The 18,473-nt window shown below is 63.8% G+C and carries 16 protein-coding genes; 4 read left to right on the plus strand and 12 right to left on the minus strand.

Annotated elements, in window-relative coordinates; all coding sequences use genetic code 11:
- Positions 1–87: 87 nt before the first annotated feature.
- From purD to prmA, 6 genes are all read right to left on the minus strand, one after another.
- Entirely contained in the window at positions 88–1,383 is a 1,296-nt protein-coding gene (purD, locus tag ACIPZ5_RS12990; RefSeq protein ID WP_343598289.1) for a phosphoribosylamine--glycine ligase, read from the minus strand.
- A gap of 182 nt (positions 1,384–1,565) precedes the next feature.
- A complete protein-coding gene (gene purH, locus ACIPZ5_RS12995) occupies positions 1,566–3,173 on the minus strand; it encodes a bifunctional phosphoribosylaminoimidazolecarboxamide formyltransferase/IMP cyclohydrolase (RefSeq protein ID WP_343598291.1) in 1,608 nt (535 codons plus the stop codon).
- 80 nt (positions 3,174–3,253) lie between these two features.
- The gene (fis, locus tag ACIPZ5_RS13000) at positions 3,254–3,574 is read right to left on the minus strand and encodes a DNA-binding transcriptional regulator Fis (RefSeq protein ID WP_008093076.1); all 321 of its coding nucleotides are present in this window, start codon (positions 3,572–3,574) and stop codon (positions 3,254–3,256) included.
- Positions 3,571–4,584: a tRNA dihydrouridine synthase DusB gene (dusB, locus tag ACIPZ5_RS13005; protein ID WP_400808995.1), complete on the minus strand. Its 1,014-nt coding sequence runs from the start codon at positions 4,582–4,584 to the stop codon at positions 3,571–3,573. Before dusB ends, fis begins: the two co-directional genes overlap by 4 nt.
- A 206-nt stretch (positions 4,585–4,790) precedes the next feature.
- A complete protein-coding gene (locus ACIPZ5_RS13010; RefSeq protein WP_343598294.1) occupies positions 4,791–6,110 on the minus strand; it encodes a DUF3426 domain-containing protein in 1,320 nt (439 codons plus the stop codon).
- Between the two features lie 42 nt (positions 6,111–6,152).
- Positions 6,153–7,031, minus strand: a complete 879-nt coding sequence (gene prmA / locus ACIPZ5_RS13015; RefSeq protein WP_261942531.1) for a 50S ribosomal protein L11 methyltransferase — start codon at positions 7,029–7,031, stop codon at positions 6,153–6,155.
- A 208-nt stretch (positions 7,032–7,239) separates the two neighbouring features.
- On the opposite strand from prmA, the gene ACIPZ5_RS13020 reads away from it, so the two are divergent.
- Positions 7,240–7,737 (plus strand): hypothetical protein, encoded by a 498-nt coding sequence (locus tag ACIPZ5_RS13020; protein ID WP_400808997.1) that lies wholly within the window; start codon positions 7,240–7,242, stop codon positions 7,735–7,737.
- 84 nt (positions 7,738–7,821) lie between these two features.
- Here ACIPZ5_RS13020 and accC read toward each other — a convergent pair whose 3' ends face one another.
- The 6 genes from accC to ACIPZ5_RS13050 form a co-directional block, all read right to left on the minus strand.
- Positions 7,822–9,177 (minus strand): acetyl-CoA carboxylase biotin carboxylase subunit, encoded by a 1,356-nt coding sequence (gene accC / locus ACIPZ5_RS13025; protein WP_085676829.1) that lies wholly within the window; start codon positions 9,175–9,177, stop codon positions 7,822–7,824.
- Positions 9,178–9,194: 17 nt separating this feature from the next.
- Positions 9,195–9,653 (minus strand): acetyl-CoA carboxylase biotin carboxyl carrier protein, encoded by a 459-nt coding sequence (gene accB / locus ACIPZ5_RS13030; protein ID WP_400809000.1) that lies wholly within the window; start codon positions 9,651–9,653, stop codon positions 9,195–9,197.
- A 100-nt stretch (positions 9,654–9,753) separates the two neighbouring features.
- Positions 9,754–10,206 carry a type II 3-dehydroquinate dehydratase gene (gene aroQ / locus ACIPZ5_RS13035; protein ID WP_027920816.1) on the minus strand — a complete coding sequence of 151 codons (453 nt, stop codon included), beginning with the start codon at positions 10,204–10,206 and terminating at the stop codon, positions 9,754–9,756.
- A 179-nt stretch (positions 10,207–10,385) separates the two neighbouring features.
- Positions 10,386–12,167, minus strand: a complete 1,782-nt coding sequence (locus ACIPZ5_RS13040) for a protein-disulfide reductase DsbD (protein WP_400809002.1) — start codon at positions 12,165–12,167, stop codon at positions 10,386–10,388.
- A 217-nt stretch (positions 12,168–12,384) separates the two neighbouring features.
- Entirely contained in the window at positions 12,385–14,346 is a 1,962-nt protein-coding gene (locus ACIPZ5_RS13045; RefSeq protein ID WP_400809003.1) for a methyl-accepting chemotaxis protein, read from the minus strand.
- Between the two features lie 105 nt (positions 14,347–14,451).
- On the minus strand, positions 14,452–15,831 hold the full coding sequence (locus tag ACIPZ5_RS13050) for a diguanylate cyclase (RefSeq protein ID WP_343598303.1): 1,380 nt from the start codon (positions 15,829–15,831) through the stop codon (positions 14,452–14,454).
- 246 nt (positions 15,832–16,077) lie between these two features.
- Here ACIPZ5_RS13050 and ACIPZ5_RS13055 point away from each other — a divergent pair, with 246 nt between their 5' ends.
- The 3 genes from ACIPZ5_RS13055 to ACIPZ5_RS13065 all read left to right on the plus strand — a co-directional run bounded on the left by ACIPZ5_RS13055 (position 16,078) and on the right by ACIPZ5_RS13065 (position 18,345).
- Positions 16,078–17,145 (plus strand): DUF2333 family protein, encoded by a 1,068-nt coding sequence (locus tag ACIPZ5_RS13055; protein WP_343598305.1) that lies wholly within the window; start codon positions 16,078–16,080, stop codon positions 17,143–17,145.
- Positions 17,146–17,147: 2 nt separating this feature from the next.
- Positions 17,148–17,684 (plus strand): NUDIX hydrolase, encoded by a 537-nt coding sequence (locus ACIPZ5_RS13060; protein WP_261942541.1) that lies wholly within the window; start codon positions 17,148–17,150, stop codon positions 17,682–17,684.
- Between the two features lie 289 nt (positions 17,685–17,973).
- Positions 17,974–18,345, plus strand: a complete 372-nt coding sequence (locus ACIPZ5_RS13065; RefSeq protein WP_027920822.1) for a translation initiation factor Sui1 — start codon at positions 17,974–17,976, stop codon at positions 18,343–18,345.
- Positions 18,346–18,473 lie beyond the last annotated feature (128 nt).

Consider the following 18,473-nt stretch of genomic DNA (forward strand, 5'->3'; position numbering starts at 1 on the left):
CGAAGGCAAGGCCCCAGGGGGCCCTGTCGACAAGCCGGGTACCGCAGGCGCACAGTGATTTGGCGCGCTGCGGCAACCGGGTGCAACTTATTGCTGGTGCTCACCGCGCTCGCGGGCGATGGCCCGGTAGCCGATGTCGGTGCGGTAGAAGCTGCCGTTCCAGCTCACTTCCTTGGCCAGACGGTAGGCTTGTTGCTGGGCATCGGCAACGCTGGCACCCATGGCGGTGGCGCAGAGCACGCGGCCGCCGTTGGTGACGACCTGGCCGTCTTTCAGCGAAGTACCGGCATGGAACACCTTGCCTTCGATCTTGGCCGCAGCATCCAGGCCGTTGATCACGTCGCCCTTGGCGTAGTCGCCCGGGTAACCGCCGGCAGCGAGCACCACGCCCAGGCTCGGGCGCGGATCCCACTGTGCTTCGACCTTGTCCAGGGCCTTGGCGAAGGCGGCTTCGACCAGCAGCACCAGGCTCGACTCCAGGCGCAGCATGACCGGCTGGGTCTCAGGGTCGCCGAAGCGGCAGTTGAATTCGATGACCTTGGGGTTGCCCGCCTTGTCGATCATCAGGCCGGCATACAGGAAGCCGGTGTAGACGTTGCCTTCCTCGGCCATGCCACGCACGGTCGGCCAGATCACCTGGTCCATCACGCGCTGGTGAACGTCCGGGGTGACCACCGGGGCAGGCGAGTAGGCGCCCATGCCGCCGGTGTTCGGACCGGTGTCCTTGTCGCCGACGCGCTTGTGGTCCTGGCTGGTGGCCATTGGCAGCACGTTGTGGCCGTCGACCATGACGATGAAGCTGGCTTCCTCGCCGTCGAGGAACTCTTCGATGACCACGCGCGAACCGGCCTCGCCGAAGGCGTTGCCAGCCAGCATGTCACGCACGGCGGCTTCGGCTTCTTCCAGGGTCATGGCGACGATCACGCCTTTGCCCGCAGCCAGGCCGTCGGCCTTGATCACGATCGGCGCGCCTTTTTCCTGCAGGTAGGCCAGGGCCGGCTCGATCTCGGTGAAGTTCTGGTAGTCGGCGGTCGGGATCTTGTGGCGCGCCAGGAAGTCCTTGGTGAAGGCCTTGGAACCTTCCAGCTGGGCCGCGCCCTTGGTCGGGCCGAAGCAGTCCAGGCCACGGCTGCGGAACAGGTCGACCACGCCGATCACCAGTGGCGCTTCCGGGCCGACGATGGTCAGGTCGACGTTCTTCTCGGCGAAGTCGGCCAGTTGCTCCAGGGCGCAGACGTCGATGGCGACGTTCTCGCACTTGGCTTCGATGGCGGTGCCGGCGTTGCCTGGTGCAACGAAGACTTTCTCGACGCGTGGGTCCTGGGCGACTTTCCAGGCCAGGGCGTGCTCACGGCCGCCGCTGCCGATGATCAAAACTTTCATGTCAAAACCTCGAAATCTGTCGAACGAGAGGCCTTGCCTCTCGCTGTACGAGGTCGCAATGAAGCAGGTAGATGCAAGGCGGGGCCGGTTCCGATGAGCGGAGTTGCCTTCTGGCAATGAGCATCAGCGGAACCGGCCCCAACGCAGCAGATGCCTGCTTCAGTGCGGCCGATTGCCGTAAATCAGTGGCGGAAGTGGCGCATACCGGTGAACACCATGGCGATGCCGGCTTCATCGGCGGCAGCAATCACCTCGGCATCACGCATCGAACCACCCGGCTGGATCACAGCGCTGATACCCACTTTAGCCGCATTGTCGATGCCGTCACGGAACGGGAAGAACGCGTCCGACGCCATGACCGCGCCCTGTACCTGCAGGCCGGCATGCTCGGCCTTGATCGCGGCGATGCGGGCGGAGTTGACGCGGCTCATCTGGCCGGCGCCGACGCCGATGGTCTGGCGCTGCTTGGCGTAGACGATGGCGTTGGACTTGACGAACTTGGCCACTTTCCAGGCAAACACCAGGTCGTGGATCTCTTGTTCGGTCGGCGCACGCTTGGTGACGATCTTCAGGTCATCGGCGGTGATCATGCCGATATCGCGGCTCTGCACCAGCAGGCCACCGTTGACGCGCTTGAAGTCCCAACCGGCAGCGCGCTCGGCTGGCCACTCGCCGCATTCCAGCAGACGCACGTTCTGCTTGGCCGCCACCACGTCGCGGGCAGCCTGGGAGATTTTCGGCGCGATGATCACTTCGACGAACTGACGGTCGACGATGGCCTGGGCGGTTTCGCCGTCCAGTTCGCGGTTGAAGGCGATGATGCCGCCGAATGCCGACTCGGTGTCGGTGGCGTAGGCCAGGTCGTAGGCCTTGCGGATGCCGCCTTCGTCTTCAGGCACAACGGCCACGCCGCACGGGTTGGCGTGCTTGACGATGACGCAGGCCGGCTTGACGAAGCTCTTCACGCACTCCAGCGCGGCGTCGGTGTCGGCCACGTTGTTGAACGACAGTTCCTTGCCTTGCAGCTGAATGGCGGTGGAGATGCTGGCTTCGCCTTTCTTCGCTTCAACGTAGAACGCCGCGCTCTGGTGCGGGTTCTCGCCGTAGCGCATTTCCTGGGCCTTGACGAACTGGCTGTTGAAGGTGCGCGGGAATTCGCTGCGCGCTTCTGTGCTCAGGGTTTCTTTGGCCTGATCGATGGTGCCCATGTAGTTGGCGATCATGCCGTCGTAGGCAGCCGTGTGTTCGAACGCCTTGAGCATCAGGTCGAAGCGCTGGGCGTAAGTCAGGCCACCGGCCTTCAGGCTTTCCAGCACGCCGGCGTAGTCGCTGGCGTTGACCACGATGGCGACATCCTTGTGGTTCTTGGCAGCCGAACGGACCATGGTCGGGCCGCCGATGTCGATGTTCTCGATGGCGGTCGGCAGGTCACAGCCAGGCTTGGAAATGGTGGCTTCGAACGGGTACAGGTTGACTGCAACCAGGTCGATCGGCTTGATGCCGTGTTCGTTCATGATGGCGTCGTCGGTGCCGCGGCGGCCGAGGATGCCACCGTGGATCTTCGGGTGCAGGGTCTTGACCCGGCCATCCATCATTTCGGCGAAGCCAGTGTAGTCGGCCACTTCCACCGCGTTCACACCGTTGTCCTTGAGCAGCTTGTAGGTGCCGCCGGTGGACAGGATCTCGACACCGAGCTGTTGCAGCTCACGGGCGAATTCGAGGATACCGGTCTTGTCGGAGACGCTGATCAGGGCGCGGCGGACTGGCAGGCGGGTAGTCTGGTCGGTCATTTCGGGTTCCAATAACGCGGTGGAGTCAGCAAAAAAGGCGTCTCTTCGCAGAGGCCGCCTTTTCTGATTGGGATTCTGGCTTACAACAAGTCGTACTGCTTGAGCTTCTTGCGCAGGGTGCCACGGTTGAGCCCGAGCATCTCGCTGGCTTTGGTCTGGTTGCCCTTCACGTAATTCATCACGCTCTCGAGCAGGGGCGCCTCGACTTCGGAGAGCACCAGGTTGTACACGTCGGTGACGGTCGCGCCTTCCAGGTGTGCGAAGTAGTTGTGCAGCGCCTTCTCGACGCTGTCGCGAAGGGTCTGGCCCTCTTCGCTCGGCGTGTTGAGGTGCTGTTTGAGGTTGGCGTTGTCGCTCACGGGCGTTGTTCCACTCACTAATGTCTCGGTCATCATCGTCATGCGGCCACCCCTTGTCCGTCCTCTGTCTCAAGGCTCTGTCGACGTTCGCTGAAAAACTCGCGAACGTTGGCGCACTGCGCTTGTGTGTCTTCCAAAGCGTTGAACCGGGAGCGAAACTCCTTGCCGCCGGGTCGTGTTGCCAGGTACCAGCCCACGTGCTTGCGGGCGATACGTACGCCCATCACATCGCCATAGAAGGCATGCAGCGCGGCCAGGTGCTCCAGCAGGATGCGTTCCACTTCGTCCAACTGCGGGGCCGGCAAATGTTGGCCAGTCCCCAAAAAATGTTCGATCTCGCGAAAGATCCATGGCCGCCCCTGGGCAGCCCGGCCAATCAGCAAGCCGTCGACCCCGGTGGCGTCCAGCACCGCCCGGGCCTTTTCTGGCGAAGTTATATCGCCATTGGCAAAAACCGGAATCGACACCGCCTGCTTGATGGCAGCGATGGTGTCGTATTCGGCTTCGCCGGTGTACAGGTCGGCACGTGTGCGGCCATGCACCGCCAGCGCCTGAATGCCGGCCTGTTCGGCGATCTTCGCCACGTTCAGGCCGTTTTTGTTCGCCCGGTCCCAGCCGGTGCGGATTTTCAGCGTCACCGGCACGTCCACCGCGCCAACCACGGCGTGGAGGATTTCGGCGACCAGAGCTTCATCTCTCAATAAAGCAGAGCCTGCAGCTTTGTTGCAGACTTTTTTTGCCGGGCAGCCCATGTTGATATCGATGATCTGGGCGCCTGCCTCGACGTTGGCCCGCGCCGCCGACGCCATCATCTGCGCATCACCACCGGCGATCTGCACCGAGCGCGGCTCGGGATCACCTTCATGGATGCGGCGCAGGCTGGACTTGCGGCTGTTCCACAGGCTCATGTCGCTGCTGACCATTTCCGACACCACCATGCCTGCGCCCAGGCGCTTGCAAAGTGTACGGAAAGGCTGGTCCGTGACCCCGGCCATGGGTGCGAGGATCAGGTTGTTGCGTAGTGTGTATGGGCCGATGCGTACCGCCGACATAGGTGTTCCCTGTTGTGGGGCCGAATCATTGGAGTCCGAAAAAGGGTTGGCATGATACCCGCTCTCGGTGACCGGATAAAGAAGGATTTGGATAAATTCTGTACAGCTGTCGGCTTATGACATTTGCTTCGGTAGGCGACCCCCCCTTGTGAGAGGGGGCTTGCCCGCGAGCATGCGCGATGCCGTTGCCATCCGCAGTGCTGGTATTACTCGGGGGAGCGGAAGCTGAGGCTGTAGTTCACGGCCTTGGGGCCTGGGTCGAGAATATCCAGGGCGATATGGATCGGCGTCTGGCTGGGCATTTCGCCGCGCCCGGCCAGTTCGCCCGACAGGTACTCGCTGGGCTTGAACCGACGGCTGGCGATCAGTTGGCCATTGAGGTCGGCGAAACGCAGCTCCAGCAACGGGAACGGCTGGGCGAACGGGGCGCGGTTGTAGATGATCGCGTCGACGATCAGCGCGCCCTTGAAGTCCGGGTGGCTACGTACCACCAGGTTGCTGCTCTTGATCCGGCCGATATCGACGCGGGTCGGCACTTCGCAGCCGAGCATCGGGCACAGCTGCAGGAAGATCGGCCGGTACTGGTCCTGGCGGGCCATTTCGTCGAAGTGGAACCACACGTACTGGAATGCCAGCAAGCCAGCGGCCAGCAGGCTCAGGAAGCCCCACAGCAGGCGCTTGCCCCAGTTGGGCCGGGGTTTCTCCCAGCCCAACTGCAGCGGGTCGTCGACCACGTCGACCAGCGGCTCCTTGCGTGACGGGCGCTCAGGCTTGGCGCCGAAGCCGGGCTCCAGTCGCTCGCCGGGCAGCGGTTCGAGCGGGTCGTCGTCGCGAGCTGACAAATGGAGGTCAGCGTCGTCGTCGTCACGGGCGCTCAGGCCCTTTTCGTGAACAACATCGTCATCGTGTTCGTCGAACCGTTGCTGGGGCTCTGGCTCGGCAGCGCGTTGCGCAGGCGGTTCGTCGTCGAGATCCAGATCCAGGTTGCCACCGAGGGTCGGCTCGGTGCGATCACCCGGCTCCGGCTCCAGTGGCTGCTCGTCCAGCAGCACCGGTGCCGGGTCCTCGGCCGCGAGCGGTTCATGGCGGTCGTCGGTGGCGGTGCCGAACAGTTCATCGCCATGCTCATCGGCAGCCGGCTCGTCACGACGGGCCTGCAGCGCGGTGGGTTTGGCATCCGGGTGGGGTTCGGCAGGCTCGCCACGGCGTTCGAGGCGGGCGAGTTCCTGGTCCAGGTCGAGTTCATCCAGGGCCTGGGCGGTGATGGCCCAGTCCTCTTTCTCGACCGGCGGTGGCTCGCTGGCGACCGGCTCAGGTGCAGCGACCGGTTCGACCACAGCTGGCGGTGGTGCCACGGGGGCGACGCTGGCCCCGGCACGGTTCTGCTCCAGCAACTGTTTGGCCGCATTGAACACCTGCAGGCAGTGGCCGCAGCGCACGACGCCGCGAGCCACGCTCAACTGGTGATGGGTGACGCGAAAGCTGGTCTGGCAATGCGGGCACTGGGTGACGAAACTGTCGGTCATGCGGCAATCCGGGAGCTGTGCAGAGAACTATTCTAGGCCCGCTTAGCGGCGCCGACCACTGATGCGCACCCAGCCGTCGCGTACGACGATCGGGTCCAGGTCGAAGTCGGCGGCATAGGCGGCAGCCACTTCCTCACCTTGTTCGGCGAGGATGCCCGACAGGGCCAGCAGGCCACCTGGGCGGACCAGGCCGGACAGCTGCGGCGCCAGCGAAACCAGTGGGCCAGCAAGGATGTTGGCGACCAGCACGTCGGCCTGCATGGCCGGCATGTGCTCGGGCAGGTACAGCGCCAGCTTGTCGTCGGCGATGCCGTTGCGCTGGGCGTTGTCACGCGACGCTTCGATGGCCTGCACGTCGATGTCGGTACCCACGGCCTCGCGAGCGCCCAGCAGCAGGGCGGCGATGGCGAGGATGCCCGAGCCGCAGCCGAAGTCCAGCACCTGGGTGCCTTGCAGCTGCTGGCCGTCGAGCCATTCCAGGCACAGTGCGGTGGTCGGATGGGTGCCGGTGCCGAAGGCCAGGCCTGGGTCGAGCAGCAGGTTGACCGCGTCCTGTTCCGGGGCCTCGTGCCAGCTCGGCACGATCCACAGGCGCTGGCCAAAGCGCATCGGCTGGAAACCGTCCATCCAGCTGCGTTCCCAGTCCTGGTCCTCGATCACCTCGGCCTGGTGCTCGGGCAACTCGGCGCCGGTCAGCAATTGCAGGTGGGCGAACACCGCTTCAGGCTCGGCGTCGGCTTCGAACAGTGCCAGCAAGTGAGTATGCGACCACAGCGGGGTGGTGTTGAGGTCGGGTTCGAAGATCGGCTGGTCTTCGGCGTCCATGAACGTGACCGATACGGCGCCGACTTCGAGCAGGGCGTCTTCGTAGGTTTCGGCTTGTTCCGGGCTGATGGCCAGGCGTACTTGCAGCCAAGGCATGGCGGGCACCTTTGGTAAATCGACAGGGGCAGCCCGAGGCTGCGAGAAGCCTGGCAGTTTACGCGAGTGCGGGGGGTTTGTAGAGCAGGCCGGACAGGCAGTGGAGGATGATCAGCGCTTGCACAGGAGCCCAAGCAGTATTTATCCCTTGTCGCACGCTTGAGGACACTAATTTGTAGCTCCTCTTGAATGACTCGGGTGTCTGCACATGTACGAAAACGATGACTTGCAACAGCGACTGTTCCAATGGAGCGAGGCCTTCACTGCCAGCCTGCAGTCTCAGGCTACTTTTATGGAAGTTCTAGACGAACAACTGGCGGTCGAGTTTCAAACGCTGATGGGGGTAGCCATTACACCTGGCCAGCTTGCCGTCATGCGAGGGGCTGCTCTAAACCGAGAAGATGAAGCCTGGCGGGCTGAAATCGCAATCGACCAGCATGACGTGGCCGAGATCGTTATAGAGAGTGTGCGCAGCCGGTTGCTGCATGCCTATGAAGATTATCTGCTGCGGCACTGGCAGGGCAGGCCGAAAGACCTTGTCGACGTATCGTCCTATGACAAACGTATTGCGCAATTACTGAACGCACATTTGCAGCAGCTAGGTGAGTTTCTGGGCGCAAACACGGAGCTTGATGTTTTTCTCGACCTACAGGCCAAGTGGTGGAAGCAGCAGCCCATGGAGGTGCTTCCTACAAGCGAGATCTGACGCTGCGAGGATTGTGAGCCAGCCGTGAGGGCCAATAAAAACCCCGGCACTGGGCCGGGGTTTTCATGCATCACGCTAACGCGATCACTCCTGGCTGGCCAGTTTGTGCTCGAGGTAGTGGATGTTCACGCCGCCTTTGCAGAAACCTTCATCACGCACCAGGTCGCGGTGCAGCGGGATGTTGGTCTTGATGCCGTCGACGACGATCTCGTCCAGGGCATTGCGCATGCGTGCCATGGCTTCGTCGCGGTCCTTGCCGTAGGTGATCAGCTTGCCGATCAGCGAGTCGTAGTTCGGCGGAACCGAGTAGCCGCTGTACAGGTGCGAATCGACGCGTACGCCGTTGCCGCCCGGAGCGTGGAAGTGCTTGACCTTGCCTGGGCTCGGAATGAACTTCTTCGGGTCTTCGGCGTTGATCCGGCATTCCAGCGAGTGGCCACGGATGACCACGTCTTCCTGGCGGAACGACAGCTTGTTGCCAGCGGCGATGCTCAGCATCTCCTTGACGATGTCGATACCGGTGACCATCTCCGACACCGGGTGCTCAACCTGCACGCGGGTGTTCATCTCGATGAAGTAGAAACGGCCGTTCTCGTACAGGAACTCGAAGGTACCGGCACCGCGGTAGCCGATTTCGATGCATGCATCGACGCAACGCTTGAAGACTTCCTGGCGGGCCTTCTCGTCGATGCCGGGGGCCGGGGCTTCTTCCAGCACCTTCTGGTGACGGCGCTGCAGCGAGCAGTCGCGGTCGCCCAGGTGAATGGCGTTGCCCTGGCCGTCGGACAGCACCTGGACTTCCACGTGACGTGGGTTGGTCAGGAACTTCTCCAGGTAGACCATCGGGTTGCCGAAGGCAGCACCGGCTTCGGTGCGGGTGAGCTTGGCCGAGGCAATCAGGTCCTCTTCCTTGTGCACCACGCGCATGCCGCGACCACCACCGCCACCGGCGGCCTTGATGATCACCGGGTAGCCGACGTCACGAGCGATCGCCAGGGCGACCTCTTCGTCTTCCGGCAGTGGGCCGTCGGAGCCCGGTACGGTTGGCACGCCCGACTTGATCATCGCGTCCTTGGCCGAAACCTTGTCGCCCATCAGGCGAATGGTGTCGGCTTTCGGGCCGATGAAGGCGAAACCGGACTTTTCCACCTGCTCGGCGAAATCGGCGTTTTCCGCGAGGAAGCCGTAGCCCGGGTGGATCGCGGTGGCGCCGGTGACTTCGGCGGCAGCGATGATCGCCGGGATGTGCAGGTAGGAATCCTTGGACGATGCAGGGCCGATGCAGACCGACTCGTCTGCCAGGCCCAGGTGCATCAGTTCACGGTCGGCCGTGGAGTGCACGGCGACGGTCTTGATGCCCAGCTCTTTGCAGGCACGCAGGATCCGCAGGGCAATTTCCCCACGGTTGGCGATCAGGACTTTTTCGAGCTTCCCAGACATCGTTGGCTCTCCGCGATTCAAACGATGGTGAACAGCGGCTGGTCGAACTCAACCGGCTGGCCGTCTTCCACCAGGATGGCGTCGATGACACCGCCAACATCGGCTTCGATGTGGTTCATCATCTTCATGGCTTCGACGATGCACAGGGTGTCGCCTTTCTTCACGCTCTGGCCAACTTCAGCGAAGTTCGGCGAGGTCGGCGAAGGCTTGCGGTAGAAGGTACCGACCATCGGCGAACGGATCACGGTGCCTTTCAGTGCAGGTGCAGCAGCGGTGGCTTCGGCGGCCGGAGCAGCGGCAACCGGGGCAGCGGCAGGTGCGGCAGCCATTGGTGCTGGTGCGTAGAACTGCTGGGCAGCCGGGGTCTTGCTGTGGCGGCTGATACGGACCGACTCTTCGCCTTCCTTGATCTCCAGCTCGTCGATGCCAGACTCTTCCAGCAGCTCGATCAGTTTCTTGACTTTACGGATATCCATTAATCATCAACTCCCAAAGGTTCGGTCAGGGGGCGAAATTTAAAAACGTATCTGAACGTTTCTCTCTAACCCCGGCCCACTGAGGCCAGGGTTTTCGTTATCAGGGCTGTGCGTTGGCAGCCAGTTGTTCCAGCGCGGACTCCAGGGCCAGGCGATAACCGCTGGCGCCCAGGCCGCAGATCACTCCTACGGCAACATCGGAAAAGTAGGAGTGGTGACGGAACGGTTCGCGTTTGTGCACGTTGGACAGGTGCACTTCGATGAATGGGATGCTCACCGCGAGCAATGCGTCACGTAATGCGACGCTTGTGTGGGTGAAAGCCGCCGGATTGATCAGGATGAAGTCCACACCCTCGTTGCGTGCCGCATGAATACGTTCGATGAGTTCGTACTCGGCATTGCTCTGCAGGTACTGCAGATGGTGGCCAGCGGCGCGGGCGCGCTGCTCCAGGTCCTGGTTGATCTGGGCCAGGGTCACGGCGCCGTAGTGGCCCGGTTCGCGAGTCCCGAGCAGGTTCAGGTTGGGGCCGTGAAGCACCAGTAGGGTTGCCATCTGCGGTTTCCTTGGATTTGTAGGGCAATTCGACACAGCGCGGCGAGTGTGCCGCAAAGCGACGGCAAGTGTCCAGTTCCCGGCAATAGCCAGCACGTTGCCCGAGGTTCGCGCGAAGTATGTGACCAAATAATTAAATCCGGTCACTCATTTGGCGAAATTTCCCGGCACGCGGGAAGTTATAGACCGAGTTTGCCGCGCACGCGCGTCAAAACCTGCGCAAATTCCCCGGCGTTTATCTCGCCAATGACCCGATCGGTGGTCATTTCGCCGCCGTTCGCGGCAAAGAACAGTAGCGCCGGAGGCCCGAACAGCTGATAGCGGTCGAGTAGCGTGCGCTGTTCGGCGCTGCTCTGGGTGATGTCGAAGCGCAGCAGCTTGAAGGCGTTCAACTGCCCTTGAACCTGTGGCGCGTTCAGCACCTCGTGCTCGATCACCTTGCAGCTGATGCACCAGTCGGCGTACCAGTCCAGCAGCACCGGTTGACCGGCTGCCTTGGCTTCGGCCAAGGCAGCGTCCAGCGCGGCCGGTGTGGTCACGGTCTGCCAGGCACCTGATGTGGCCGCCGCCTGGCTGTTGGCGTTGGCCGTGACGGGGGCTGGCAATGGGCGCAGCGGGTCGCCTTGGCCGTTCAGGGCGCCGTACCAGCAGGCCAGGGCATACACCAGCAATGCCAGACCGAGCAGTTGTGCCAGGCGTTGGCGTGGTGTTTTGACCACGAACTCCAGGGCACCCAGGAACAGCGCCACGCCAGCCGCCAGGAAGCCGACCAGCAGCAAGGTTGCCGGCCCTGGCAGCACGCGGCTGAGCAGGCCGATGGCCAGGCCCAGCAGCAGCACGCCGATGGCGTTTTTCACGGTGTTCAGCCAAGGGCCGCTCTTCGGCAACCAGGCCGCGCCACCCGTGGCAATCAGCAGCAAGGGGGCACCCATGCCCAGGCCCAGGGCGAACAGCTTGAGCGCGCCGCCCACGGCATCGCCGCTGGCGCTGATGTACAGCAAGGCGCCGGCCAGCGGCGCTGACACACAGGGCGAGACCAGCAGGCTGGAAAGCACGCCGAGCACCGCGGCACCGAGCAGCGAGCCGCCCCGGGTGTGATTGGCGACGTTATTCAGGCGGTTGCTCAGGGCCTGCGGCAACTTGAGCTCGAACAGGCCGAACATGGCCAGGGCGAACACCACGAAGAACAATGCGAAAGGTACCAGTACCCAGGCCGACTGCAGGCGTGCCTGCAGGTTCAGCCCGGCGCCGAACAGGCCCATCAGCGCGCCGAGCACGGCGAAGCTGGCGGCCATCGGCAGCACGTAGGCCAGCGACAGGGCCAGGCCGCGCAGGCCACCAACCTGCCCGCGCAGGACCACGCCGGAGAGGATCGGCAGCATCGGCAGCACGCAGGGGGTGAAGGTCAGGCCGACCCCGGCGAGGAAGAACAGCAGCAGCGATTTCCAGCTCCAGCCTTGTTCGCCGCTCGCAGGCAAGGCGGTGCCTGCGGCAGCACCTTCGCCATCGATGCTCAGGCGCTCGGTTTCCGGCGGGTAGCACAGGCCTTTGTCGGCGCAGCCCTGGTAGCCCACCAGCAGGGTGAAGGCACGGGCGTCGGTGCGCGGGATCTCGATGTCGAGCACACCGTGGTACACCTCGACGTCACCGAAGAATTCGTCGTGCTTGGCCTCGCCCTTGGGGATGTTTGGCGTGCCGAGGGCGATGTCGGCCGGCTCCGTGCGGAAGTTGAAGCGATGGCGGTACAGGTAGTAACCGTCGGTGGCGACGAAACGCAGCTTGAGGGTCTGCGCGTCGGCCTGCACCAGGCTGAGCTTGAAGGCTTCGTGCACTGGCAGGAAGTCGGCGTTGTTGGACAGCGAAGCGGCGCCGAGGGTGGCGCTGGGGCGGTTGTCGAGCAGGCCCGAGGCGAAAGCAGGGCTGGCCAGCAGCAGGAACAGCAGGAAAAACAGGCGGCGCATGGCGGACTCGCGAGGTGGAACGTGCCCGCATGATAGCGGAGTTGGTGATGGTTGAAAGGGTGGGAGGCTAAAGGGCGACACATGGCCGCTGGGTTGAGTGTCGCCAGTTCTGGCCACTTCGCGGGCAAGCCCGCACCCACAGGTACCCCACGGCACTCGAGGCCACGGTAACCCTGTGGGAGCGGGCTTGCCCGCGAAGAGGCCAGAACTGGTGAACTCAGACCCTGAAGGCCCGCACCGCCTTGCTCAATGCCCCACCAAGGCTCAGCAGCTGTTCACCTTGCTCACGCCCTTCACCAATGCGCTGCAGGTTGTCCTCACCCAATTCGTGAATCCGTTCACTGTGATCACGAATCTCGCTCACCGCGCCACTCTGCTGCGCCGTGACATCGGCAATCCGCACCGCCGTGTCGGCGATCGTGCGGATCGCGCTGACAATTTCATCCAGCGCGCCATCCGCGGCCTGGGCCTGGTTGGCGGTGGCTTCGGCATGTTCGAGCTGGGTACGCATCCCGGCCACCGACTCTCGCGCCGCCTGCTGCAGGCGGTCGATCAGCGCCTGGATCTCGCCGGTCGCCCCGGTGGTGCGCTGCGCCAGTGAGCGCACCTCGTCAGCCACCACTGCGAAGCCACGGCCCATCTCGCCCGCACGGGCGGCCTCGATGGCGGCATTCAAAGCCAGCAGGTTGGTCTGTTCGGCGATCGAGCGGATCACGGTCAGCACCCCGCCGATGGTGGCCGACTCTTCGGCCAGCTGTTCGATCATGCGTGCATTCCCTTGCACCTCGTCGACCAGCGCCCGCAGCCCCGAGAGGCTCTGGCCGATCACCGCCTGGCCCTGTTCCACCGCGCGCCCGGCATCGCGACTGGCATCGGCAGCGGAGCTTGCGTCGCCGGCCACTTGCTGGATGGTGGCTTCCAGTTCGCCCAGCGCATCGCGAATCTGCCCGGTATCGCCGGCCTGGCGCTCGGCACCGTCATGCAGGGCGGCACTCATGCCGGCCAGGGCGTGGCTGCTGCCAGCGACCTGTTCGGCGTTGTGGCGGATGGTGCCGACCAGCTCCACCAGGTACTGGCGCAGGCGGTTTAGCGATTCCTGGATATCGTGTAGCTCGCGGTTGGTCTTGCCCAGCGCGATTGGCGCGGCAAAATCGCCTTCGGCCCAGCGCGACAGCGCCGGGGCAAGGCCAGTCAGGGTGCGGGCCAGGCGTCGCTGCAAGGTATCGATGAGCAGGGCGATCAGCAGGATCAGGCCGATCATCAGCCCCTGGATGATGCGCACCTCGCCAGCAATTTCTGCGTGCTGGCCGCGTACCTCCGGCTCCAGGGCGGCGATGGCCTGTTGCACGGCTTCCAGCCGCTGGTTGGTGCTGGCAGCCAGCGCCATGCGGCGCTCGATCTGCTCGCGGGTGCGTTGCAGTTCGGCAGGGTAGCGGTTGAGCAGGCTTTGCAACTCGCGCTTGAGGGCGACTGCCACGTCTTCCTGTTGCGCGCTGGCTTGGGATTGCAGGCCCATCATGGCGGCGAAGTCGTCGGCGTTGGATTCGGCGGTCCGGGTCACGCCCAGCAGTGGCAGGCCGTCGATGACCTGGGCCTGGGTGCGGATCAGTTGCAATTCGCGCTCGACTTCGTCGGCCAGCTCGGCACGGCCGCTACTGACCAGTTTGTCCCGGGCCAGCGACAGGCGGCCCAGGTGCACGCTGGCGTCGAGCAGTGGCAGCAGGTAGCGGTTGGCCTCGCTGCTGGCGCTGTCGCGGGCATAGGCGGCCAACTGTTCGAAGTTGGCCCCCAGCTCGCGTTCGGCCTGCAGCAACAGGGCCTGCGGGTCACCGGCCAGCTTGCCGGCGGCGAGCAGTTCAGTGGCGGTGAAGGCCTGCAGGGTGTCCAGGCTCGGGCGCAGCTGGGCCGCGAGCGCGGGCGGCCAGCCGCTCAGTGAGGCTGCGAGCTGCTGGTTGGCCTCGACGGCAGCGCTGTGGCGCAAGGCGTCGCCACTGCCCAGGTAAGCCTGGATGTTGCGCGCTGTCTGGTTCTGGAACTGCTGCGACAAGCCCAGGTAACGCTCCATCAACTGGTAGGGGCGCTCCAGGGCACGTTGCGACCACCACAAGGTCGCACCCAGGGCGATACACACGGTCACCAGCAACAGGGTATTGAAATTGGTCAGCCACTTCAGGCGCATAGCCGCGAACTTCCTGCGGGGGAGTCGAGAGATAGGTGCCTGAATTTATGGCGAATCTGTTACCAGGTGATGACGATGGTGGCGATGAGCTATTGCCCGCGACGGTTACGGCTCGACGCGGACCACGCAGTTACGCCCCGCATGCTTGGCCCGGTACAACGCCTCATCCGCCGTGCTGGCCATGCTCAGCGCATCCAGCTCATCGTCCAGCTGTACCACGCCGGCGCTGAAGGTGCACTGCAGGTCCTCCGGCTGCGCCGGGTACAGGATTTCGGCAAAGCGCCGGCGAATTTCGTCCAGCACCTTGTGCGCGGCTTTCAGCGAGGTGTTGGGCATGACGATGGCGAACTCCTCTCCGCCATAGCGGCCAATGAAGTCGGTCTTGCGCAGGCGTTGCTTGAGGAACAGTGCCAGGCTCTTGATCACCCGGTCGCCCATGGGGTGGCCGTGGCGGTCGTTGATTTTCTTGAAATGGTCGATGTCGAGCATGGCGAAGCTCAGCGGCTGCCGCTCGCGCCGGGCACGGTAGCTGCAGTCTTCGAGCAGTTGCAGGATGTGGGTGTGGTTATACAGCCCGGTCAGGCTGTCACGGACCATGCGGGCCTTGAGGTGGCGGGCGCGGGCAGCGCGGTTGCGCACGGTGGTGATCAGGTGGCGTGAGCGGATCGGCTTGGTCAGGAAGTCATCGCCGCCTTCGCTCATGGCGTCGAGCTGCTTGTCCAGATCGTCCTCGGCGGACAGGTAGATGATCGGCACGCTGACGTAACGGTCATTGTGACGAATCACTTTGGCCAGTTCCGGGCCCGAACATGTCGGCATGTAAAGGTCGAGGATGATCAGGTCGGGCTGGAAGTCGGCAAGCTCGGCCATGGCGCCGATCGGGTCGTTCAGGCTGCGGGTCAGCATTCCGGCACTGGCCAGTACCCGTTCGGTATGCAGGGCCTGGGTGCGTGAATCGTCGATGATCAGCACGCGCAAGGGGTCTTGCTGGGCAGTACTGGTCATGACTTCGAGTTTTTCCAGCAGGCTGGAGGCCTCCAGCGTACCGGTCAGAAACGCCTGGCCGCCGGCGCGCACGGCGGCCAGGCGGGTCGGCGTATCGGCTTCGTGCAGGCTGAAGAACAGTAACGGTATGGGCTGCGCCAGGCCCTGCTGGGCCAGTGCCGCCAACGGCAGGCCGGCACCGGGGCCCGAGAAGTCGACATCCATGACGATGGCCGCCGGAGGTTGCTCGGCCAGTGACGCCAGAAACGCACTGGCGCAGGGCTGCGGCTGCGCGCTCAGGCCGAAGAACTCCAGCTGCTGGGCGAGGCGTTCGGCGCGCTCATGGTCGTGCAGCAGCAGGTACACCGGCTTGCGCGCAGGCGGCAACTCCAGCTGATCGGGCAGGTCGCCGTGGCGCAGGCGCGTACGCGACAGGCGCTGCAACAGCTGTTCGAGCTCCTGCGAGAGGCGCTCCTGGCTCGGCTCTGCGGCTTGGGTCATGTCCTGGCTACTTGTTAGTGGGCTATGCAGGTTCGATGATGGCTGTATGCTAGCACCCCTTTTTCCATTCGCACGTGCCCGGCGTCAACAAAGGCTTGCGAACGAATATTCAGTTACTGACTCATTGGTCGCTTATGCGTACGGCGGTGTCTGCTTTATAGTGCTGCGACGCGGGCTTGCCGTGGCACCCTGGCGCAGGCCTGTGGTCCAAGCCCTGAACCGTCGTGACTGATTAAGGACAAAGCCATGCTGGACTGGAAAAACCGCGAGGCCAAAGCCGAGCCCCGCGAGCGTGTCGATGGCCGTGGCGCCGCCGCCCGTAGCTACCTTGGCGGCCTCTGGAGCCGTGCCCTGGGGACTCTGATCGGGTTGTACCTGCTGGTGTGTATCGGCCTGGGCTGGTACTGGAGCCAGGAGCCGAAGCTCTTCCCGGTGCAGCAGAACGCTCAGGCCGCAGCCGAGCGCACTGGCCAGCAGATGGTGGTGGGCTACACAACGATCGAAACCCTCAAGACCGTGGCCGGCACCTTGCTGAACAAACCGGGTGGCTACATTTCCAACGACCGCTTCCCGCCAGGTCTGTGGATGGACAACATGCCGAGCTGGGAATATGGCGTGCTGGTCCAGGTGCGCGACCTGTCCCGTGCCTTGCGCAAGGACTTCGCCCGTTCGCAGTCGCAGTCCACCGAAGACGCCGACCTGGCCAAAGCCGAGCCGCGTTTCAACTTCGACAACAAGAGCTGGATCCTGCCGTCGAGCGAGTCGGAGTTCGAAGAGGGCATCAAGTCCCTGACCCGCTACCAGACCCGTCTGGCTGCCGGCGACAAGGGCGCGATCTTCTACACTCGTGCCGACAACCTGAACAACTGGCTGGGTGACGTCGCCACCCGCCTGGGTTCGCTGTCGCAGCGCCTGTCGGCCAGCGTTGGCCGGGTCAAGCTCAACACTACCCTGAAGACCGAGTCGGTGGTCGCCGGCCAGGCGCCGCAGGTAGATGAAGAGCTGGTGGAAACCCCGTGGCTGCAGATCGACAACGTGTTCTACGAAGCCCGTGGCCAGGCCTGGGCGCTGTCGCACCTGCTGCGTGCCATCGAGGTCGACTTCGCCGACGTGCTGGCGAAGAAGAACGCCACGGTCAGCGTGCGCCAGATCATTCGTGAACTGGAAGCCTCGCAGGAACCGCTGTGGAGCCCGATGGTGCTCAACGGCAGTGGCTTCGGCATGTGGGCTAACCATTCGCTGGTCATGGCCAACTACATTTCCCGGGCCAACGCCGCGGTCATCGACCTGCGTCAGCTGCTGTCGCAGGGTTGATGATGGCTATCAGCCCAAACGAGGCCGCCCACCGGGCGGCTTCCGACCGCGAACTGGTCACCTGGGTGGACGAAGCCGACCAGGTGCTGGGGGCCTTGCCCCGCGCCGAACTGCGCGAGCGCGGCCTGATCGGGCGTTGCACGTTCATCCTGCTGTTCAACAGCGCCGGTGAGCTGTGCGTGCACCGGCGCACCCTGAGCAAGGCGCTGTACCCGGGGTATTGGGATGTGGCGGCAGGCGGCATGGTGACGGCGGGGGAGGCGTATGCTGATTCGGCGGCGCGTGAGCTGGCCGAGGAACTGGGGATCGACGGGGTGGAGTTGCGCTTTCATGAACGGTTCTACTTCGACCAGCCGGATAACCGCTTGTGGTGTGCGGTGTACTCGGCAGTTTCGGATGCGCCGTTGCGGCTGCAGCCGGAAGAAGTGATCGAGGCGCGCTTCATTGGCCTGGAACAGGCTGAGCAAGAAAGCCTGACGAAGCCGTATTGCCCGGACTCGTTGGCGGCGTTGCAGCGCTATAAAGCAAGCCTCGAATAGATGCGTGGGCCATGCCGGCCCCTTCGCGGGTAGACCCGCTCCCACAGGGATTTCACAGGCCGTGGAAGCTGCGCGGTACCTGTGGGAGCGGGTTTACCCGCGAAGGGGTCGCAAAACATTCGAAAAATGGCGCATTCCAGTACTTAGCAACAGCCAGATTTATCGTTACACTGCGCGCCCTTTTCGGGCTGCCGCAGGATCTTGCGGTGGTAGCGCCGCCCCTGCCAGAGTGGGGCTTCGCGGTCGGCTCCCGTCGACCAGTTTTTGTCCTCAGCACAGAGGAACAAAAGTGGCCAAGAAAGCTTCTTCCTTCGCCGCCCTTGGCGGTCTCGTTTACTCCACCGATGCCGGTCGGCACTGCCCCGACTGTGGCCAGCCGGTGGACGCCTGCACCTGCAAGCAGCAAGTCATCCCCGAAGGTGATGGCATCGCCCGTGTGCGCCGTGAAAGCAAAGGCCGTGGTGGCAAGACCGTGACTACCGTCACCGGCGTGCCGCTGCCGCTCGACCAGCTCAAGGAGCTGGCCACCACCCTCAAGCGCCGTTGCGGTACCGGCGGTGCGCTGAAGGATGGGGTCATCGAGATCCAGGGCGATCACGTCGAGCTGCTGATCGCCGAGCTGATCAAACAGGGCTTCAAGGCGAAAAAGTCCGGCGGCTGATGCGCCCCCGCGATTTTTTGCCCAACGCTTTCTAAACTCGTTCCCGTGACCAGGGTCTACCCCAGGGCACGGACGAATCGTCATTTTCGGCTTTTACACTGCGCCCGCCTCCTTGTGGGGCAGTGTCT

It is taken from the genome of Pseudomonas sp. NPDC089428 (genome assembly GCF_044749325.1).
Taxonomy (GTDB): Bacteria; Pseudomonadota; Gammaproteobacteria; order Pseudomonadales; family Pseudomonadaceae; genus Aquipseudomonas.